12 protein-coding genes are annotated in these 15,654 nt (G+C 63.4%); 2 read left to right on the top strand and 10 right to left on the bottom strand.

The annotated features are described in order from the left end of the window. Positions 1–111 precede the first annotated feature (111 nt). From QAT43_RS02820 to QAT43_RS02790, 7 genes are all read right to left on the bottom strand, one after another. Positions 112–1,125: an SPASM domain-containing protein gene (locus QAT43_RS02820; RefSeq protein ID WP_305041520.1), complete on the bottom strand. Its 1,014-nt coding sequence runs from the start codon at positions 1,123–1,125 to the stop codon at positions 112–114. Continuing rightward, on the bottom strand, positions 1,122–2,510 hold the full coding sequence (locus QAT43_RS02815; RefSeq protein ID WP_305041519.1) for a glutamate synthase subunit beta: 1,389 nt from the start codon (positions 2,508–2,510) through the stop codon (positions 1,122–1,124). Before QAT43_RS02815 ends, QAT43_RS02820 begins: the two co-directional genes overlap by 4 nt. 158 nt (positions 2,511–2,668) lie before the next feature. Next, positions 2,669–7,090, bottom strand: a complete 4,422-nt coding sequence (gene gltB, locus QAT43_RS02810; RefSeq protein WP_305041518.1) for a glutamate synthase large subunit — start codon at positions 7,088–7,090, stop codon at positions 2,669–2,671. Positions 7,091–7,822: 732 nt separating this feature from the next. Then, a complete protein-coding gene (locus QAT43_RS02805; RefSeq protein ID WP_305041517.1) occupies positions 7,823–8,491 on the bottom strand; it encodes a hypothetical protein in 669 nt (222 codons plus the stop codon). A 161-nt stretch (positions 8,492–8,652) separates the two neighbouring features. Beyond that, the gene (locus QAT43_RS02800) at positions 8,653–8,841 is read right to left on the bottom strand and encodes a DUF362 domain-containing protein (protein ID WP_305041516.1); all 189 of its coding nucleotides are present in this window, start codon (positions 8,839–8,841) and stop codon (positions 8,653–8,655) included. A 31-nt stretch (positions 8,842–8,872) separates the two neighbouring features. After that, positions 8,873–9,406 (bottom strand): PqqD family protein, encoded by a 534-nt coding sequence (locus QAT43_RS02795; protein WP_305041515.1) that lies wholly within the window; start codon positions 9,404–9,406, stop codon positions 8,873–8,875. 293 nt (positions 9,407–9,699) lie between these two features. Then, positions 9,700–9,963, bottom strand: a complete 264-nt coding sequence (locus tag QAT43_RS02790) for a hypothetical protein (protein ID WP_305041514.1) — start codon at positions 9,961–9,963, stop codon at positions 9,700–9,702. Between the two features lie 37 nt (positions 9,964–10,000). Between QAT43_RS02790 and QAT43_RS02785 the strand changes: the two genes are divergently transcribed. Beyond that, positions 10,001–10,537 carry an HD domain-containing protein gene (locus QAT43_RS02785; RefSeq protein ID WP_305041513.1) on the top strand — a complete coding sequence of 179 codons (537 nt, stop codon included), beginning with the start codon at positions 10,001–10,003 and terminating at the stop codon, positions 10,535–10,537. On the opposite strand, the gene QAT43_RS02780 is transcribed toward QAT43_RS02785, so the two are convergent. Next, positions 10,534–11,301, bottom strand: coding sequence for a small multi-drug export protein (locus QAT43_RS02780; protein ID WP_305041512.1), 768 nt, complete (start codon positions 11,299–11,301; stop codon positions 10,534–10,536). The two genes, QAT43_RS02785 and QAT43_RS02780, sit on opposite strands and share 4 nt — an antisense overlap. A 181-nt stretch (positions 11,302–11,482) precedes the next feature. Between QAT43_RS02780 and QAT43_RS02775 the strand changes: the two genes are divergently transcribed. Continuing rightward, on the top strand, positions 11,483–11,944 hold the full coding sequence (locus tag QAT43_RS02775) for a PaaI family thioesterase (protein WP_305041511.1): 462 nt from the start codon (positions 11,483–11,485) through the stop codon (positions 11,942–11,944). A gap of 165 nt (positions 11,945–12,109) precedes the next feature. On the opposite strand, the gene QAT43_RS02770 is transcribed toward QAT43_RS02775, so the two are convergent. Both QAT43_RS02770 and QAT43_RS02765 read right to left on the bottom strand, forming a co-directional pair. Further along, on the bottom strand, positions 12,110–13,402 hold the full coding sequence (locus QAT43_RS02770; RefSeq protein WP_305041510.1) for an NRAMP family divalent metal transporter: 1,293 nt from the start codon (positions 13,400–13,402) through the stop codon (positions 12,110–12,112). 215 nt (positions 13,403–13,617) lie between these two features. Continuing rightward, positions 13,618–15,654, bottom strand: a 2,037-nt coding sequence (locus tag QAT43_RS02765) for an efflux RND transporter permease subunit (RefSeq protein WP_305041509.1), incomplete at its 5' end; no start/stop codon positions are given.

Raw genomic sequence — 15,654 nt, 5'->3', positions numbered from 1 at the left:
CGCCCCTACAACGGCACGGCAGGCCGGGCGCAGCATGTTGCGCCCGGCAGGGGTGTTACGCCCCCGGCGTAGGGGCGCACTGACGTGCGCCCGGGCGGATGCAATCCGCCCCTACGGGAGATCGGCGCCCACCAGAGGCGCCAGGTTGCCGAGATCGACATGGGGCCTCCCCGCCACCTGGGCGAGCACGGCGAGGAGGTCCCGGTGCTCCGGGTGTTCAGGATGGTGCACCGCCCGCTGCCGATACTCCGCGCGCGAAAAGGTTCCCCAGTTGACCAGTTGGCTGAAATAGGCGCGAAAGCCCAGGGAGGCGGCCAAATCAACCAAAGCGGGCACCTCACGGAAATTGTTGCGCTGCACGACCATGCTCAGTTTGCCGGCCAGGGGCAGGGTGGCGATGAACCTCAGGTTGTCACGCAACCGCGACCAATCGCCGCCCCGGTTGCGGGCATAGGTCTCGGGAGTCGCCGCGTCGAGGGAAATTTCCGCCTCGCGCACCAGGGAGTGGATGTTAGCGAGGCTTTGCCAGGTGGCGGCATCCCAGAGCAGGCCGTTGCTGTGCAGGCGGATGTCCCGCAGGCGCGGCCAGCCTGCGGGGTGGATGCTCAGGAGCAGGGCGCGGTAGGTCGGAGCGGCAAAAGGATCGCCATGTCCGGCGACCACCATAGTTTCAAGGTGCGGAGCGAATTCGGCGCGAATTTTTTCGCCGAGCCGCGCGGCGCGCGCGGACAGATTGCCCACCGGGGTTGCGCGACAGCTCGGGCAGGCAAGATTGCAGCGCGGATCGAAGCAAAGGTTAAGGATTTTCGGCCCGTAGGGCAGGACGGCCAGCCCCTTTTCCAGGGCTCGGCGCTCCTCGACATCTTCGACGTCCGCGAGATCCATCACCGGCGAGCTGCCGGTCGCCAGGCGCGGGCAGCGTTTCCCGCAGCGATGAAAAGTGCCGTTAAGCACCCCCTTGCGCACTTCGCGCGCCAGGGGGCCGTTCCAGATGTCTGCCAGGGACTGCCGCAACAGGTTGCCCGCCGGAGCCTTGAGCCAGGCCGGGCAGCAAAGAAAGACGCTGCCGTCCTCATGCACCTCGCACCAGGAGAAGGGCTGGGTGCAGACTGTTCTGGAAGTCATCCCCCGAGGAGTTGCTCCATGATGGCCAAGGCGGCGCGGCGCCCCTCGGCGGCGGCGGTGACGGCAAGATCGGCGCCGCGATGACAGTCGCCCCCGGCAAATACCTTGGGATGGGACGTGCGGCCGCTGTCGTGCTCCACCACCAGGCGCCGGTGGCGGGTGTGGATGCCGACCTTCTGCAAAAAGGGAAATTCCTCGACATCGAAGCCCAGGGCGAGAATCAGCACATCGGCGAGGATGCAGTGTTCCGAGCAGGGCACCTCCTTGACGGAGCGGCGGCCGTCGGGACCGGCTTCGGCGAGGCAGGTCTGCAGCACCTCGACACCGGTGAGCTTGCCGTCGTTGTCAACGATGATCTTGGTCGGCGCGCGGTGAAAGAAGAAGTTCACGCCCTCATCGATGGCGTTGTGGTACTCCTTGACGCTGCCGGGCATGTTGGCCTCGTCGCGGCGATAGACGCAGGTGACGGTCTCGGCGCCCTCGCGAATGGCGGTACGCACGCAGTCCATGGCCGTGTCGCCGCCGCCCAGCACCACCACGCGCTTGCCGCGCACATCAAAACGCCGGTGCATCTTGCGCCCGAGCAGACGGCCCTGGATTTCGCCGAGAAACTCCATGGCCAGGAACACGCTGCCGTGGCGCTCGTGGGCGAGCTTCGGCAGGCGTCCGCCGGTGGCGCCGACGCCGAGAAACACCGCGTCGAAGTTTTCCGTCAGTTCCACGAAGTTCTTGTCGCGGCCGATCTCGCAGTTGAGGTGCAGCTTGAGCCCGGCTTTACGCAAGATGTCGAAACGCCGCGCGACGATGCTCTTGTCAAGCTTGAAGTTGGGAATCCCCAGGGTCAACAGCCCGCCGGGTTCGAGGGCGCGCTCGAACATCTCGACGCCGATGCCGGCGCGCAGCAGGAAGTGGGCGCAGGACATGCCGGCGGGACCCGAGCCGACCACCGCGACTTTCTGCGGGCGAAACACTCCGGGAAAGGGCAGCTCCAGGCCCGCGGCGAATCCCAGATCACTGATGGACGCCTCGATGGCGCCGATGCTTACCGCGCCGTAGCCGTCGTTGAGGGTGCAGGCGCCCTCGCACACGTGCGAGTGCGGGCAGATGCGCCCCAGGACCTCGGGGAAGGGCGAGGTTTCGTTGGAGATGAGAAAGGCCTTCTTTAAGTCACGTTCGGCGATGGCGCCCAGCCACTGGGGGATGCAGTTGCCCAGGGGGCAGCCGAGTGCCGTGCAGAAGGGATCGCCGCACTGGATGCAGCGCTCCGCCTGGGCGGCGGCCTGCGAGATGCTGAAAAAACGGTAGATTTCATCAAAATTGAGGATCCGCGCGGGCGCCGGCTGCTTGGCGGGTTCCTGGCGGTTGGTATGGATAAAATTCTGCATGGAGTGGCATTCCTTCCAATGTCCAGTAACGGTTCAACGCGCACCCTGGGCCGGCGCGGCATCCCTTGCGGCAAAAACTCGCCCTTGGCTCGGACATTCGCCGCCGCGCTCAACCGCCCCGGCCCAGGGTGCGAAGGAGCCGCGTGGTTGCATCGCTGTCAATCACCCTCTTTGGGGTTGAGGGGCGCCTTCATATCCTTGGGCGTGACCATCCAGAAATAAGCCAGTTCCTCGCGGAAATCCTCCAGAATGCGACCGGCCTTGGGGCTGCGGGTGCGATTGTGGAAGCTGTGGATGATCTTTTTCAGGTAGATCTTGCCGTCGCTGTCGTCGTCGATGTCGATGCGCCGTGCTTCGACCAGTTCGCGGTTGATCTTGTCGATGAAGTTCTTCTGGCGGTCGTAGACAAAGGCCGCGCCGCCGGTCATGCCGGCGCCGAAGTTGATGCCCGTGTCGCCGAGGATCACCACCGTGCCGCCGGTCATGTACTCGCAGGCATGATCGCCGGTGCCCTCCACCACCGCCAGGGCGCCCGAGTTGCGCACCGCGAAGCGTTCCCCGGCGGTGCCGGCGACGAACAGCTTGCCGCCGGTGGCGCCGTAGAGGCAGGTGTTGCCGATGGCCGAGGCACCTTCCTGATAGAGGCGGGGAATGATGACGATGCGCCCTCCGTGCATGCCCTTGCCGACATAGTCGTTGGCCACGCCGTTGAGCTGGATATTGACGCCGTCGATGAGAAAGGCGCCGAGGGACTGGCCCGCCACGCCGGTGAGATTGAGGGTGATGGCTTCGCGCGCCAGGCCCTCGTTGCCGTAGTAATGGGCGATCTCGCCGCTGATGAGGGCGCCGAAGCTGCGGTTGGTGTTGCGAATGGCGCGCTCGACGACCACTTCGGCGCGCGGGTCGCGGATGGCGGGCAGCACCTCCTGCAGCACCGCCTTTTCAAAGGCATTGTCGTCAAAGGGGTCGTTGCGCCGCTGCTTGACGTCGACGCCGTCGAGCCGCCGCAGCACCGCCGAGAAATCGAAGGGGGCCGCCGCCGGGTCGTCCACCAGGCGCAGCAGGTCACTGCGGCCGATGATTTCATCGAGGCTGCGAAAGCCCAGCCGCGCCAGGATCTCGCGCACGTCCTCGGCCACATTGCGCAGGTATTCCACCACCTTGGCCACGGTGCCGACGAAATGTTCGCGCAGGTTGGCGTCCTGGGTGGCCACGCCCACCGAGCAGCGGTTGAGATGGCAGACGCGCAGCATCTTGCAGCCGAGCATGACCAGCAAGGCGGTGCCGAAGCCATAGGATTCGGCGCCGAGCAGGGCCGCCTTGACCACGTCGGCGCCGGTCTTGAAGCCGCCGTCGGTCTGCAGGGTCACCAGTTCGCGCAGATGGTTGGCCTTGAGGGTGTTGTGCGCCTCGGCCAGTCCCAGCTCCCAGGGATTGCCGGCGTGCTTGATGGAGGTTTGGGGCGCGGCGCCGGTGCCGCCCTCGCAGCCGGAAATGATGATGCGGTCGGCATAGCACTTGGCCACCCCGGCGGCGATGGTGCCCACGCCGTCGCTGGAGACCAGCTTGACGCTGATTTCCGCCTGGGGATTGACTTGCTTGAGGTCGAAAATCAGCTGCGCCAGATCCTCGATGGAGTAGATGTCGTGATGGGGCGGCGGCGAGATCAGCGTCACGCCCGGAACCGTGTAGCGCAGGGTGGCGATGAGCGGGGTCACCTTGTCGCCGGGCAACTGACCTCCTTCGCCGGGCTTGGCGCCCTGGGCAATCTTGATCTGGATCTGGCCGGCGCTGCGCAGATAGGCGGGGGTCACGCCGAAGCGTCCCGAGGCGATCTGCTTGATCTTGGAGTTGCGCGCGGTGCCGTAGCGCGCCGGATCCTCGCCGCCCTCGCCGCTGTTGGAGGCGCCGCCCAACTGGTTCATGGCCTCGGCCAGGGCTTCGTGGCATTCCGGTGAGATGGAGCCCAGGGACATGGCCGCCGAGTCGAAACGCCGGGTGATGGCCTCCACCGGCTCGACGTCGGCCAGGGGGATGGGCGTCCGGGGCGTATTCCAGGTGAGGAAGTCGCGCACGAAGCGCAGGCCGCGCTCCTCGATCCGCTCGCGAAATTGCAGATAGTCGCCGCGCTCCAGGGACGCGGCGAATTTGTGCAGGGCCACCACGTTGTGCGAGCTGAAATCGTGATACTCGCTGGCGGCGTTGTCCTGATAGAAGCTGCCGATGCGCAAGGGGTAGACGGGCGTCATCCACCCGCGGCGGTACACGTCGCGATGAGCGCGCGCGATGCGCTCCTCGATGGCGGCGTAATCCAGCCCGGGCAGTTGCAGGGCGGCGTGGGGAAAGCAGTCCGCCACCAGTTCGCGCGACAGGCCGATGATGTCGAAGAGAGCGGCGTTGCGGTAGCTCGACACCGTGCTGATGCCCATCTTCGACATGATCTTGAGAATGCCCTTGGTCATGGCGTCGTAGATGTTTTTCAGCGAGCGGCGGGTTTCGCGCGGCGAAAGGCCCTTCTCCCGGCACAGATCGTAGCCCGTGGCGTAGAGCAGCCAGGGATAGATGGCCAGGGCGCCCACGCCGAGCAGCACGCAGGCGCCGTGGGGGTCGGCCACCTCGCCGCTCACCACCACCAGGTTGACCCGGTTGCGCAGCCGCTCGCGCAGCAGCTTCTGATTGACGTGCCCCACCGCCATGGCCATGGGGATCACCATCCGCTCGGCGTCGGCGTCGCGATCATCGAGCACGATGATGTGCACGCCCTCCTCGCGCACCGCCGTCACCACGGTCTCGCCGAGGGCATGAAGGCTGGCCTTGAGGTCGCCGCGGAAGGTGGTCGGGAAGATACGGTAACGATAGCCTTCCTCGAAACGCGGCCGCTTGGGATCGCCGAAGGCGAGCAGGGCCTCGAAGATGTCGCGGGAGAGAATCGGCGAGATGCTTTTGAGGCGCTTGGCGCGCTCCGCCGTTTCGACCAGGGGATTGCCGAGTTCGCCGAAGCCGATGGTGGTCGACATCACCGCCTTCTCGCGGTAGGGATCGATGGGCGGATTGGTCACCTGGGCGAATTTCTGGCGAAAGAAATCGCTGAAATTGCGCCTTTCCGCCGAAAACGCCGCCATGGGCGTGTCGTCACCCATGGACCCGGTGGGTTCCTTGCCCCCTTCGAGCATGGGCCGGATGAGGATGTCGAGGGTTTCGTGGGTGAAATTGAAGGCGCGCTGGCGCAGGGCCAGATCGGGCACCTCGCAGTCGGAGAGATCGTCGAACTGATGCTCGATGAACTCCTGCAGATAGTAGGTGTGTGCCGTCAGCCAGTCGCTATAGGGCTGGGATTCCATCAGATAGCGGTCGATGTCGCGGGTGGAGAAGATCTGCCCCTGCTCCAGGTCGACGGCCATCATTTGCCCGCTTTGCAGGCGGCCGCGCTCGCGGATCATTTCCGGCGGCAGGTCGAGCACGCCGTACTCGCTGGCGATGAGCAGCCGATCATCGCGGGTGATGACATACTTGGCCGGGCGCAGGCCGTTGCGGTCGAGAATGCAGCCGATGTAGCGCCCGTCGGTGAGGCTCACCGCCGCCGGGCCGTCCCAGGGCTCGTAAGCCGCCGAGATGTATTCGTAAAACGAGCGCAACCGCGCCGGCATGTGCGCCACGTTGTGGCGCGGCGGCGGGATCAGGCAGCGCACCGCCTTGAAAAAATCCATGCCGTTGGCCAGCAGGAACTCGAACACGTTGTCGAGGCTGGCGCTGTCGCTGCCGCCTTCCTCCAGTATAGGAAACAGCTGTGCCAGTTCCTCGTCGGAAAACACCGGACTGCGCGCGTCGTTGAACTTGTGGCGCACGTTGAAGCGGTTGGCTTCCAGGCTGTTGATCTCGCCGTTGTGGGCCAGGGTGCGCAAGGGTTGGGCAAGGCGCCACTTGGGCAGGGTGTTGGTGGAGAAGCGCTGGTGAAACAGCACGAAGGCGCATTCGAAGTCGGGCTGTCGCAGGTCGGGGTAGAGAGTGCCGATGTAGCGGGGCATCACCAGCCCCTTATAGGACAGGGTGCGCCGCGAAAACGAGGCGATATAGAACTCGGGGCTGTCGGCAAGGCGCTTTTCGATCTGCTTGCGCGTGAGATAGAGCAGAGCGTCGAAGCGCCGCGTGGCGACCAGCGCCGCCGGTACCACGAAAACCTGGCGGATGGCGGGCATCAGGCGCAGGGCGTATTCGCCCAAGGCTTCGGTGTTGACCGGCACCTCGCGCACCAACAGCACCTGCAGGTCGTTCTTCTCGCACTCCTCGCGAAAGGCGGCCACCTGGCGTTCCTCGTCGGTGAGAAACAGCATGGCCACGGCGAACTGCTCGGGCAGGGAGACGCCCTGCTCCTCGGCGACGCGGCGCATGAAGCGCACCGGCATGGAGCAAAGCAGGCCGCTGCCGTCGCCGGTCTTGCCGTCGGCGGCCACCGCGCCGCGGTGCATCATGCGCGCCAGGGCCTTGATGGCGTCCTCCACCAGGGCATGGCTGGGCTGGTTCCTGATCTGCGCCAGCAGCCCGAAGCCGCAGGCATCCTTGAAACGTTCGGCGAGATTCATCGGCTCACTTCAATGGTCGGGGCCGACCCTTGCGGGGCGGCGGGTTCTGGGAGAAAAGGGGGATGGCGGAATGGGCCATGGCTTAATAAGATAGCATGCGCGGGAGACATGTCGACCCGGAAAAATCACTCAGGACCGCCGGCGACGGGTGATTTCAATGATATCAAACAGTATAATATTGAGCATTAGTTCTTAGGGAAGATTGCGGAGTGGACTTAGGCAAAACGCGTGGGGCACCCTGTCATGTTTCAGCAGTGTTTCGGCCTGTGGAGCCCTGTGGCTGGAGGACGATCTGTTCAGGGACAAGGCGACCTCGAAGGCTGAGGTCGCCTTGTCCCTGGTGGTTTTCTGCGAAGATTCCGGTCGCCTGGGATTCGCTGCGAAAGTTAAATTAATGATTTTCACCTGCCAGGATTATTGTTGATTTCCATTTTAAGGTCCCTGTCTCACGACAAATCTGGTAGATCTGTCGTGATTGGCGGCCCGCCGCGCCATGTCACGCAGTTGCCGACGGAAGTAGGCTTTATCAATGACTCCGCCAGGGCGTGGAACATAATTTACTGCCTGCGAACAAACCTTGATTCCTGAGAGCATTGCCGCCGTTGCTCCAAGCGTCCCCGCATTCATCTTCCAGTTATTGGCCTCTTGCCCGAATATATTCACAAGAATGGCACGCAAATCCGATTGTTCGCTTTCTGTAAGTCCCATTAATCCCCTCCGACAAAAATTTGATCATTTATGATTTGTGGTACCGATTATCTTTTTAAAATCCTCAAATGAGACGTTTTGGGCATAGACCCGAACGTAATTGCTGGTATCGGAAGCGTCGAAAATAAAGGCGAGCAGCGCTTTGTCTATCTGGAAATCTTCCCAGAAATAAATGGCTAGAGGCCCTTTTGTGGCAGCGTAGACCGGGTTGTCGAGCCCGAACACCTGTGATTTGAAATGAATTGCACGACGCCAGACCCAAAGGTCGTTGGGATCATCAGGCGCGGGGTCCTTGGCGGTTTTGGTGAAGGTGAATTGTCCCGAGTCCGCAACCGTGAGGTTGCTCCTTGCAGGCATTTCTACCCCCTCCGCGCTGGTGTATTTGGTCTCAAGGCTGAAACTGAACCAACTTCCGTCCTGGCAAGCTAGGATTATATCCCCGCCCCATTGCCGCATGACACGTTTGGGCGGGGACGGGAGTCCGATCGCAAGGCGATGCAGCTCTATTGTAAAGGCAGGTTCCTGCAACGGCGGGGGCCACGCGGTTGTTTGGGCGGTGCGCAAACAACCGGGACCTTCACAGCCAGGCCATTTGACAAGCTCACCGTAGCTTGGATTCGCGCCAAAACAGAAGAAGATGCCGAGCCCAAGGGCCAGGGCAAGAATCGATCGGAGCTTGAGATAGGATCTCATTACCATTTCCCTTCTCTGCAATGTTTGTCCATTTAGGGGCATAATGGCGCAAGGCCCGCCTTCACCTCCGAATTTTGGTTGGTCTTGGGCTTGCCCGCGTGGCCCGACTACCCTCTGTGGGGTGCCCGGGCCACGCCCTGTTCCCTGGATGGGGTTGTCGATCAGGTAGGTTCGATGGCCGCGTAGGGGCAGATGGTTTCGCAGGCTCCACAGCCGGAGCATAGGTCGTTATCGATGGCATAGACGGTTCGGTTACGATTCCAAACGATGGCATCGATGGGACAAATGATTTCGCACGCCCCGCAGGCGGTGCAATCATCGGTGATGTGGTAAAAAGACCAATAGCTCATATGGTTCTGTCTCCAGGCGAAATGGGGGTATTTAGAATTTGATCTCGCGGCTGTCGGCGAGGATTTTGATCGAGCTGTCCTTGCGCGTCAGCAGCGTCATGCCGCGTACTCGTTTTTCTTGCGGAATGGTCGCCGGGGAGGCAAAGACCAGATATCCGTCCTCGAACAACTGTTGGAGAAACGCCGCGACGCGGGGCCGCAAGCCGGCCTCGTCCAGGTAAAAAATATCGGCGGTTGCCTCGATGATCATGTCGACGTTGCGGGTACCGTCACACATCTGCGCGATCATGGCGGCCATGCTGTTCAACTCCAGGCCGGTTCCCGCCTCCTTCGCCTCGGCGTTTTTGAAGAGGCGCACGCTGTTGCGGTTATGCTCGTAGATTCTCTCCCGTGGGATGAGGGGAATGGGGTCGAGTATGGCGAACTCGAAATCAATGGACGGCATTTTCGCCGCTTTTTTCCCGGCCTGCGCCAGGCCGGGGGTGGTGAGGGTGGCGACGGCCAGACCCGCCCCGACGTTGCGGATGAATTTGCGTCGCGCGATGCTACAGACCTCTTTCGTCATCGTTTGTTTCCTCCTAAGGTTGGGATTAAAGGTGCGGCGCCGGCCGTTTCCCGTTGCCGTGCCGCGAGGAGCCCTGGGCTCGTAAACACAAAAAAGCCCAGAAGCGCGCCTTGGCGAACCCCTGGGCATAAACCTGAGACATCTTGTGGTTGAAGGCACCCTCCATGCCCGCGTTCCCCCTGGATATAAATGCAATGGCAATCACAATCAAGACTGCCGACAGATAATATGATCAGGGCAGGATGTCAACCGTTTTGTTCATAAATTATTTCTTAAAAAAATGGGTCGCACCGCTATTCCAGCAGCGTATGGTCCCCGGGGTTTTTCAGCGCCTTGAGCTCCGGGTAGACGTCTTCGAGATCCCTGAGCATCTTCTCGGTGTTCTTGATGGTTGACTTGACTTCGTTATCCCAGGGCAGGGTGATCTGATGCCGGCAGTGGGTGCAGGTGTCCGTGGCCTGGGTGCCGGCGGGGACGGCTTGGTAGACGGTATAATAGCCGCAGGCGGGGCATTTCTTGCGGTGCAGGATGGGTTTGACTTCGCGCTCAACGATCATGGTTTCGACCCTTTGCATGAGGTGAGGATTGACGGACATGCTTGCTTTGCTGGAAAAGTACTATCCGCGGGAGACGCCGGCCCACGGCATTCTGCTGGCGCACAGCCTGGCCGTCGCCGAACTGGCCGCGCGCATCGCCCGGCGCCTGCCCGAGAGCGTCGATCTCGCCTTTGTCGAGGAGGCGGCGCTGCTCCATGATATCGGCATCCGTGCCACGCGCGCGCCCGACATCGGCTGCACGGGCGATCTGCCCTATATCTGCCATGGCGTCGAAGGGCGCAAGCTGCTCGATGCTGAAGGTCTGCCGCGCCACGCCCTGGTCTGCGAGCGCCACATCGGCGTGGGCCTGAGCGCCGCTGAAATCCGCGCGCAGGGCCTGCCCCTGCCCCAACGTGATATGCTGCCCCTCTCCCTGGAGGAGCAGATCGTTACCTACGCCGACCTGTTCTTCAGCAAGAATCCGCGCAAGGCGCCCGGCCCCAAGACTCCCGAGCAGGTGCGCAAGTCCCTGGGGCGCCACGGTGCCGCCAAGGTCGCGGTATTTGATGTCTGGCACCGGCGCTTCGGGCTTTAACTCGGATCGTTTTTTTGATCCTTTGCCTGGTTGGCGTACCACTCGGCCTTCATGCCGCGGTAGCGGTGGTTGAGCAGAAAGATCACCAGGGCGACGAACAGGATACCGCAGATGGTCAGCCAGGGGTTGTCGCGGTCGAGGTAGCGGTTGATGAGCGCCGCGCCGAAGTACATGATCCCGCAGCCGATGGCGCTGCCTGTCACCGCGCCGAGAAAGGTGCCCAGGCGCGACATGCCGAGCAGGCGGCCGAAGATGGAGCCGCCGACGCTGCCCGTGGCGGCCAGCGGGGAGGTGACGAAGAGCACGATGCCGGCGAAGGTGGCGCGCTTCATCCAGGGGTTGGCGGCGAGGATGAATTTGCCGTCGTCCATGAGCAGGCGCAGCTTGGTGCCGAGGTAGGGCAGGCGAAAGACAAAGCCGATGTGGAAGGCGAGCAGGCAGGCCACCATGGTGTCCATGTAGAATACCAGCAGGGCCAGTTCCCCCGAGGTGAAAAAGCGCGTGGCTTCCTCCATGCCGCCCGCCTGGCCGCCGAGTATCACGAAACGGCCGAAAAAGAAAAACACCGCCAGGGCGGTCAGCAGCAGGGCCTTGACCGTGGCCCAGCCATGGGTCATATAGAGCAGGATCAACAGACCGACGGACAGGACGAAGGGCCCCAGCAAGGTGAGAAGCCACACCAGGGAAAATTTCCGGTGGCGGGGATCCTCGAACAGAGGCTGGTCGTTGTTGTGATCGGTCGCGGGTGGATGAGAATGGTTCACGGACAAGGATTCTGCTCCTGAAATCGGTGAGACGATGCTAGGGTTCGCCGAGGCGAAAGCTTGATTTTTCAGGAACTTTACCCCAGGGCGCGGGACGGATTCAAGCGAGATCGGCAGTACGCCGGTCGCGAACGCCAACCTTTATCGACAGAAGAATAATCAGGAAAGGATCTTGGGCCCCATGGAAACAGCGCCGGATTTTGATCGTCTGCAATTGCCTACCTGGACCCCCTTCGATGCTCCTTCGCTGGTGGGCAAATCCCTGCGCTTCGTCAGCGGCGATCCTCAGGGCAACCGCTTTCGCCTGCGCTACTATCGCGATGCGAGCAATGCGCTGGTGGCGCTGGTCTGGTTCGGCGAGGAAACGGAAGGGCCGCCCGGCCATGCCCACGGCGGCAGCATGGCGGCGGTGCTCGACGAGGTGCTGGGTCTCGCGGCCTGGGCGGCCGGCCACCCCATCGTGGTGGGCAATCTCAACGTGCATTTCCGCCGGTTGCTGCCGCTCAAACTGGTGGCGCGGGTGGAAACCGAGATCGTCTCGGTGAAGGGCCGAAAGGTTCTGGTGCGCGGCCGGCTGTGCGATGACACAGGCAACCTCTACGCCGAAGCCGATTGCCTGTGCATTACGATCCTGCCGGGCTAGTGTCCCGTGTGGTTAGTCATGTCAAATAATTTTGAGATATTTTTGGTGCGGTCAAGGCGTCGCCAACGCAGGCCTAGCCGTGCGCTAAGTCAAGTTGGCGCAACGCAGGCGGCGCCAAAAATAGCCGGAATTAGAAGACAGGACTAGCCGCACGGGGCACTAGGCTCAGGTTTGGGCAAAAAACTCCGCATACACGTAACCCGCCGCCATCACCGCGAAAAAGGCCAGGCCGAGCCGGCTCAGGAGGCTGAGGAAGGGGCCGGGGCGCTGGGCGGGGGGGACGTTGGCGCCGTTCATGACGCGCAGGTTGATGTAGGCGAGGATGGGCGAGGTGAGAAAGGAGACGACGGCGGCAAAGGTCAGCATCTGCACCAGGTTCTTGACGAAGAACAGCACCACCAGGGCCGCGCCGCCCACGGCGATGAGAATCCACAGGTTGTGCAGCTGCGCGAAGCGCCGGCGCGGCAAATCGCCGATGAGGGTGCAGCAGGCGGCGAGGGAGCGCGGGTAGCCGTCGACGCAGGTGAGGGTGGTGCTGAACATGGTGACGAAGGCGGCGGTGAGAATCAGGGGTCGCGACCAGCCGCCGATGGTTTCGGCGTAGAGATTGACGAGCTGCTGGGAGAAGGCGATGCCGCTCGCCGAGAAGGCCGCGCCGGTGCCGTGCATGACCAGGGCGCCCAGGGCGAGAAACAGCACGGCGAGCACCACCGTCGCCACATAGCCCAGGTAGAAGTCGATGGAGGTCTCGCGCGGCGTGGCGAAATGCCCGGTCTGCTCCTCGCGGCTGAACATCCACAGCGACGACCAGGCCGAGAGGTCCACGGGCGCGGGCATCCAGCCGAGCAGGCTGATGAGAAAGGCGAAGGAGGCCAGGGTCCAGGGGCTCGGGGCGATGAAGCCGGCGGGCGGCACGGCGGCCTTGGGAATGGCCAGGAGCACCGCCGCCAGGGTGCTCAGGGCAAGGATGGTGACGATGATCTTGGCCAGGCCGTCGAGAATTTTGTAATGCCCGAGCAGCAGGAGCAGGGCGCAGACACATAGGAGAAGCAGGGTGAGCTGCGGCACGCTCAGGCCGGTGATGCCGTAGCCCGCGAGCAGGGCGCCGCTGAGCATGGCCACCCCGGCGATGTTGATGGTGCCGGTGAGAATGTTGATGAGCAGAAAGGTCCACACGTAGGCCACCCCCTGGCGGTGGTAGCCGGCGAGCAGGCTTTCGCCGGTGGCCGCGGTGTAGCGCTGTCCGTAGAGGAAAAAGGGATATTTCAGCAGGTTGGCGAGCAGGATCAGGCCGAGCAGGCTCCAGCCGAATTCGGCCCCGGCGCGCGTCGACCAGACCAGGTGCGAGCCGCCCACCGCCGCGCAGGCGACGAGAATCCCCGGTCCCAGGGCTTTGAGCAGATTGGCGCGGTTGGAGGATGTTGAGGTTGTTGCAAGACTTGCCGGCTGTTCTGACACGACGCGACCCCCGACGCAAAATGGACAACCGGCGGAATTATAGCGCCATCACCCATCGCTGCGCAGGAAAAAATCGTCACGGCGCAGCATGCACCGCAGGGCATGCCAGTCTCGCTTGCGGCAAAAACTCGCCTGCGGCTCAAACATTTGCCGCCGCACTCAACCGCCATGCCCTGCGGCGCTAACGACTGGGGCTGGTGAACCCCTACAAAAAATTACGCGTCCCGTGTCCCGCGTTTCTCGTCTCTTGTTTCTCGTTTCTCGTCCCCCGCTCCGTCCTCCCGCGCCATGATCCAGTTCTTGAATCTTTCCATGGCCCGCCAACGCCCCAACTGATCGAGATAGGAATACATCACCGGCAGCACCGCCAGGGTGAGGAAGGTCGAGGAGAGCAGCCCGCCGCTGATGGCCACCGCCATGGGCTGGCGGCTTTCGCTGCCCTCGCCGAAGCCGATGGCGACGGGCAGCACCCCGGCGATGGTGGAAATTGCGGTCATGAGAATCGGCCGCAGGCGCGTGGCGCCGGCCTCGACCAGGGCGTCGTTGAGGGCCAGGCCCTTGCGGCGCAGCTGGTTGGTGTAGTCGATGAGCAGGATGCCGTTTTTCGTGACCAGGCCGATGAGCAGCACCAGACCGATCATGGAAAACAGGTTGAAGGTGTTGCCCAGCAGCCAGAGCAGGCCGAAGGCGCCGAGAAACGCCATGGGCAGGCCCATCATGATGGCGAAGGGCTGGGAGAAGCTCTCGAACTGGGCGGCGAGCACCATGTAGGTGAGCAGGGTCGCCAGGAGAAAGGCGAAAATCACGTACTGGTCGGTTTCCTGGAAGGTTTCGGCGCTGCCGGTGAATTTGGTGGTGTAGCCTTCCGGCAGGAACTCGGCGGCGAGGCGTTGCACCTCGGGCATGGCGTCGCCGAGCAGCTTGCCGCCTTCGAGGTTGGCGTACACCGTGGCCGAGCGCTGGCGGTCGAGGCGGTTGATGACGCTCGGGCCGACACCTTCCTCGATGCTCGCGAAGTTGCTGATGTCGCGCAGTTGGCCGTCGCCGCCGCGCAGGTAAATGCGCTTGATGTCCGTGGGCAGCAGGCGCTGCTCGGCCTGCAGGCGCAGGCGCACGTCGTAGCTGCGCCCGCCCTCGCGGAAGGTGGCGACCTCGATGCCGCCGAGCAAGGCGCCGACCGCCGCGGCGATCTCGCGCACGTTGATGCCGGCGTCGGCGGCCTTTTCGCGGTCGATGTGCACGCGCACCTCGGGCTTGCCGATCTCCAGGTCGCGGGTGATGCCCGAGTAGCCCGGTGTATCCTCCAGGCGGTTCATCACCTCGCGGGAGATGCGGTCGATCTCCGCGAGATCCGGCCCCTGGATGACGAACTGGATGTCCTCGTTGCGCTGGCCGCCGCCCAGGGGCGAGATGGGCGTGGCGCTGCCACGCACGTCGGGCATGCGCCGCAGGATCTGGCGCACCTCGGTCTGAATCTCGCGCTGGCTGCGGCTGCGCTCGCTCTTGGGCACCAGGGTGACGAAGGCGCTGGCGCGGTTGGCGCCGCCCCAGCCGGTGAAGCTGAAGAAATGGCTGACCTCGGGAATCTGCCGCAGTTCCTCCTCCACCCGGCGCAGCACCTCGTCGGTCTTGTCCACGGCGTAGCTCAGGGGTGTTTGCAGACGTACCACGAAGCGGCTCTGATCCTCCTCGGTGATGAATTCCTTGCCGAGGATCTGATAGAGCCAGCCGCCGGCCACCAGGGCGGCCAGGGCGAGGAGCAGCACCGGCACGCGGTGGGCGAGAAAGCGGTGCATCCAGCGCCGGTAGAAATCGGACGCCCAGGCCATGACCCGGTCGAAGACGCGAAATACCTGCAGGTTGGGCGAGCCGCGCTTGAGAAATCGCGAGCAGAGCATGGGCACCACGGTGAGCGCGACGAAGGTCGAGCAGGCGATGGCGAAGGCCACGGTGACGGCGAACTCGAAGAAGAAGCGCCCGATCATGCCGCCCATGAAGGCCACCGGCAGGAAGACCCCGGCCATGGCCAGGGTCGTGGAGATGATGGCGAAGCCGATTTCGCGCGAACCCTCGAAGGCGGCGAGCATCGGTCCCTTGTCCAGGGCCGTGCGGTGGCGGTAGATGTTCTCCACCATGACGATGGCGTCGTCGATGACCAGGCCCACCGCCAGCACCAGGGCGAGCATGCTCATGTTGTTCATGGTAAAGCCCATGGCATGCATGCAGGCGAAGGTGGCGATGATGGAGCTGGG

The organism is Geoalkalibacter sp., assembly GCF_030604225.1.
In the GTDB taxonomy this organism is placed as follows: domain Bacteria; phylum Desulfobacterota; class Desulfuromonadia; order Desulfuromonadales; family Geoalkalibacteraceae; genus Geoalkalibacter.
Note: the sequence above shows the minus strand (reverse complement) of the source record. Positions and strands in the feature narration are given on the sequence as shown.

Excerpts from the sequence above, each read along its gene's own strand:
- QAT43_RS02820 (WP_305041520.1), bottom strand. The coding sequence starts at position 1,125 with ATGACTTCCAGAACAGTCTGCACCCAGCCCTTCTCCTGGTGCGAGGTG.
- QAT43_RS02815 (WP_305041519.1), bottom strand. The coding sequence starts at position 2,510 with ATGCAGAATTTTATCCATACCAACCGCCAGGAACCCGCCAAGCAGCCG.
- gltB (WP_305041518.1), bottom strand. The coding sequence starts at position 7,090 with ATGAATCTCGCCGAACGTTTCAAGGATGCCTGCGGCTTCGGGCTGCTG.
- QAT43_RS02805 (WP_305041517.1), bottom strand. The coding sequence starts at position 8,491 with ATGAGATCCTATCTCAAGCTCCGATCGATTCTTGCCCTGGCCCTTGGG.
- QAT43_RS02800 (WP_305041516.1), bottom strand. The coding sequence starts at position 8,841 with ATGAGCTATTGGTCTTTTTACCACATCACCGATGATTGCACCGCCTGC.
- QAT43_RS02795 (WP_305041515.1), bottom strand. The coding sequence starts at position 9,406 with ATGACGAAAGAGGTCTGTAGCATCGCGCGACGCAAATTCATCCGCAAC.
- QAT43_RS02790 (WP_305041514.1), bottom strand. The coding sequence starts at position 9,963 with ATGATCGTTGAGCGCGAAGTCAAACCCATCCTGCACCGCAAGAAATGC.
- QAT43_RS02785 (WP_305041513.1), top strand. The coding sequence starts at position 10,001 with ATGCTTGCTTTGCTGGAAAAGTACTATCCGCGGGAGACGCCGGCCCAC.
- QAT43_RS02775 (WP_305041511.1), top strand. The coding sequence starts at position 11,483 with ATGGAAACAGCGCCGGATTTTGATCGTCTGCAATTGCCTACCTGGACC.